The 3,952-nt window shown below is 34.3% G+C and carries 5 protein-coding genes; all 5 read right to left on the bottom strand.

Annotated elements, in window-relative coordinates; all coding sequences use genetic code 11:
- The coding region (locus LEP1GSC199_RS21915; RefSeq protein ID WP_002987891.1) for a hypothetical protein at positions 1–274 on the bottom strand (274 nt) is incomplete at its 3' end.
- A gap of 198 nt (positions 275–472) precedes the next feature.
- The gene (locus tag LEP1GSC199_RS16415; RefSeq protein WP_002987899.1) at positions 473–1,450 is read right to left on the bottom strand and encodes a hypothetical protein; all 978 of its coding nucleotides are present in this window, start codon (positions 1,448–1,450) and stop codon (positions 473–475) included.
- A gap of 212 nt (positions 1,451–1,662) precedes the next feature.
- The gene (locus LEP1GSC199_RS16410; protein WP_002987894.1) at positions 1,663–2,382 is read right to left on the bottom strand and encodes a hypothetical protein; all 720 of its coding nucleotides are present in this window, start codon (positions 2,380–2,382) and stop codon (positions 1,663–1,665) included.
- A gap of 43 nt (positions 2,383–2,425) precedes the next feature.
- A complete protein-coding gene (locus LEP1GSC199_RS21910) occupies positions 2,426–3,139 on the bottom strand; it encodes an integrase core domain-containing protein (RefSeq protein WP_002987889.1) in 714 nt (237 codons plus the stop codon).
- A 17-nt stretch (positions 3,140–3,156) separates the two neighbouring features.
- Positions 3,157–3,654, bottom strand: coding sequence for a helix-turn-helix domain-containing protein (locus LEP1GSC199_RS16400; RefSeq protein ID WP_002987901.1), 498 nt, complete (start codon positions 3,652–3,654; stop codon positions 3,157–3,159).
- Between the last annotated feature and the right edge of the window lie 298 nt (positions 3,655–3,952).

The following is a 3,952-nucleotide window of genomic DNA, read 5'->3' as shown; positions in this document are numbered from 1 at the left end:
TTCCGTAAGATAGATTGATTGTAATATCAAGCATCATAATAGATATAGCTAAATATATTGCATATCTAAGTTTAAAGAATATGAGAATAATGGTAAGAGGATCGAGAATGACTAAAAAAGTCCAAAAGACATTTAGAGGATAAGGTGCAAATTTATATCCGAAAAATCCAAATTTTTCAATATCAATAATATGTGAGACAGTTCCTATTGAAAATCCAATGAGTAAAATTAAGAATATTACTAAATTCTTTGTTTTGATTTTTCCTCTATTCATTATTTTTTTCATTATTTTTTAAGCCATTTCGCATAACGAATTAGTGGAGACGACGTTCCTCGTAGCTGAGCCTACGTCGTAGGCGTTAGCGTCGGCGCGCCTTCTTGCGGAGCGAGAAGCGTGACGGAGAGGAATGTGGCGTAGCCCAAGCGAGGCCTTGTGCCGAAGCGAAGCGTTTCCACGCTGTTATGCGACGTGTTATTGGATTGGATTATCTTTCTTGATTTTGCTTATGCTTTCTAAATTTTTTAGAAGATCATTTACGGATTTGTTGAGATCTTTTAGGTCAAAAGGATACGGTGAATTTTTGTTCACTATTGGTTTCAAAATATCGTCAATGCTTATAAAAAGATCTGCAATGCTTTTGCTTGTTTCATCTTTTAGCTTTGAATTTGCATCTAATAATGAGTGTAGGGAGGTTATACCCCCTCCAATAAAAGTTTCAAGGTGTTGGTATTTTGTATAAGATAATTTATAAAATCTATATTGATTAAATACGAAATATAAAATTAAGCCTGTTGGTATCGAGATAGTTAATCTAATCCCCCATTGTTGCCAATATTCAAATTCTTTTAATGGACTATAGAAAAATGGGACAATTAATATTAATCCATATAAAAAGAGTAATGACAGAAATAAAGAAAAGAATATCCAGTTGCCATATTTTGAAGACTCAACTTGTTTGCTAATTTTTTCACCGAAATTTTTGGTAAGATTTAGTTCTCCTTTTAATCTAACTAAAGAGTTAATTCCTTCTTTTATTTGATTTGTAAAGTTTTCAGATAATTCGAGAAATTTGGTTTCGATGTTCTCGTGTAATGTTTTTCTAAAGGATACATTTGAACTAGTTTCAATATCATCGAATAATTGTTGATTTTTTAGAAAATTTTCCATTTTTTCAAATATGGTGTTTCCTTCTTTAAGAAAGCTTTTGATTGCAGTTAAATTGTTGGATTGGTATGTTTGTGACCACTGGTTATTCCATTGGAGAAATTTTTCTTCAAATTCTTTTATTTCATCTTCTAATGTTTGCCATATTTCTAGACTATAAATTCTATTTTTTTTGCAAATTTGATATTGTGTTCTTCTTAGATCAAATTTTTGTTTTATTAAAACGGCGTCTTGTTGAGCTTTCGGTTGACTTAGGCTATCTATTTCTTCTTCTTTAACTATCATTTTTTATATTCTTATTTTAAGTTTTATAACATGTCGCATAACGAACGAGGCTAAACGACGTTCCTCGGAGCTGAGCCTACGGAGTAGGCGTTAGCGTCGGCGCGGATCTTGCGAATGCAAGAGACGTGACGGAGAGGAATGTGCCGAAGGCCAAGCGAGGGCGAAGACTCGAAGCGAAGTGTTTAGCCGATGTTATGCGACGTCACGTTGGTTTAATGTCCGTCGTTGAATCGTAAAATAAGATATAAGCATATATTTAATATTGTAAAATATGGGAACATAAATTTTAAATTTGTAAGGAAAAACAAAAGTATGAAAAATAATATAACATTTAATACAAATCCAATGATAATTATATATTGGTTTCTAATTTTCAGATTATTGTTTTCAGCTCGAATTGAGATTTTATTTAAATATTCTAAAAAATGGATTTTAAAGCTATTTTTTTCAAAATAATTTGTTAATATTTGGTTTTTCTGCAATGAGCTTGTTTTTACACAATCATAAAAATCATAATGAAAAACACCATTTATGTCGTAACTGAATTTAAATTTATAAAAATACATTTCTTCGAAATTTACTTTTTTGAATAAATAGAAACTATGATTTGTTTGAAGAATATATTTGTGATTATTGTATTCATGTTTATCAAATCTTGAGGCATCTTTAAATAGATTGAATTCGCAATTTTCAATTTGTATAGTTGTATTAGGTTCTATTTTTAATAAAAAGGAGTTTTCGATTTTTTTAGGATTAAAGTATACTGAATTGTTTATTTGAGTAACTCCTCCTAAATCCTTAAAATTTACAATTTTTAGAATAGAAACAACTTTTTCTGAATAAATATTTTCTTCATTAGTATTTTTTGAATCAATACCTAATAGGACTGCTATTGTTATCGAGGTGATAAATGCAAAATGAAAAACTTTCATTTTAATATTGATTTTAGGTATGACTTCAAGACATGGGTAACGATTATGCTGCAGGAGAAGGGTAACGCTTTTTGGCAACCTTTCTTGGTTTATGAACTTTGTATGAATCGTCCTGAGAATTAATCAAGAATAAATTTTGATCAATCACACCTAACATATTTTTACCGAACCAGATAGAGAGGGAATGTGATTCCTTTTTGATTCCGATATTAAATCCATTAAAAGGATTTCCAACCATGATTAGGTTACCATTGTAATTGATGTATCCTCTGTCATTGACATGCCTTTGTTTGAATCCAAAAGGATATGCAATAAGTAAGTCAGCATAAGGATCAAATTTTCTATCAGACTTAACATAGACTTGTTCTGGAGTTTTCATGTTAAGAGCTTCGTGAGGTCTTTCTCTATTGAATTCGATTCTCCATTTATCGAAAAGATTTTGGAAGAGTGTGATGTTACCAACGATTTCCTGTTGTAGTTCTCTTGCCATGTCTCTATGCATTCTTTCATGAGCACCATTTTGGTAGGGTTTCCCTGGTTGAATACGATCGAGTTTGATCCCTAGAGAGAGCCACCAAACGGAAAGTTTAGTGAGTCCCCAAAGAGACTGCATGGAAGCGAAAGGCGGTCCATTGTCAGAACGAATGATATCAGGAATACCGTAGATCTTAAATAACCTAGTAAATTCAGCCTTAACGGAAGGAATATCACCTTTCTTCAAAGTTTTGATAGCGAGAATATATTTTAGAGAAATCATCTCTGACGGTAAGAGGATTACTTTTTCTCTTTCTGGAGTATACCACCATCCTTTGAAGTCAACGGTCCAAATACGACGTATGGATGAGTGGCTTTCTCAGGCATAGAGATGCGTTGTCCTGAGTTAATGGGTCTTCTTTTCTTTTTCTTATCTAGAAGCCCGGCTTTTTTAAGAATACGTTCAACGGTGGATCTGTTAGGAGGTTTTCTGTCAGGGAATTTATTTTTGTAGAGTTCTAGGATTTTTTTAGCCCCCCAAAACTTCTTATTATTTTTGATCTTAACGATATCGAGAATGGTTTCTTCAGCAATTTTAGCCGGCGAGTTTTTTGGAGTTTTCTTTTTATCCCGAAGCCCCTCCCGACCTCTAAAATGAATCTTTCCTTCCATTTGTATCCACACTTGGTGGAGATCCCATACTGAGCACAAAGCTGAGTAAAAATTGACTCCCGTCTGGAGGCTCTCCAGAACGAACTGATATCTTAATTCCACGACATTATTCTCCTTCCAAGGCATCCCTCTAGCCCTCCTAAAAAGGTGATCTATAGGGATTAGAAACCTGAAAGTGTTACCTATGTCTTGCTACAAAAGTGTTACCCATGTCCTGAGGCATACAGTTAATGCGTTGCGTATAACGAACTAGTGGAGACGACGTTCCTCGTAGCTGAGCCTCTGAAGGAGGCGTTAGCGTCGGCGCGACTTCTTGCGGAGCGAGAAGCGTGACGGAGAGGAATGTGGCGCAGCCCAAGCGAGGCCTCGTGCCGAAGCGAAGTCGTTTCCACGCTGTTATGCGAAGGACATTTATACGTGGCGT

It is taken from the genome of Leptospira vanthielii serovar Holland str. Waz Holland = ATCC 700522 (genome assembly GCF_000332455.1).
In the GTDB taxonomy this organism is placed as follows: domain Bacteria; phylum Spirochaetota; class Leptospiria; order Leptospirales; family Leptospiraceae; genus Leptospira_A; species Leptospira_A vanthielii.
This window is presented reverse-complemented; position numbering and strand designations above follow the sequence as displayed.

What these genes read in the sequence shown, in the direction of transcription:
- LEP1GSC199_RS16410 (WP_002987894.1), bottom strand. Translation starts at nt 2,382, where the DNA reads ATGAAAGTTTTTCATTTTGCATTTATCACCTCGATAACAATAGCAGTC.
- LEP1GSC199_RS21910 (WP_002987889.1), bottom strand. Translation starts at nt 3,139, where the DNA reads ATGATTTCTCTAAAATATATTCTCGCTATCAAAACTTTGAAGAAAGGT.
- LEP1GSC199_RS16400 (WP_002987901.1), bottom strand. Translation starts at nt 3,654, where the DNA reads ATGCCTTGGAAGGAGAATAATGTCGTGGAATTAAGATATCAGTTCGTT.
- LEP1GSC199_RS16415 (WP_002987899.1), bottom strand. Translation starts at nt 1,450, where the DNA reads ATGATAGTTAAAGAAGAAGAAATAGATAGCCTAAGTCAACCGAAAGCT.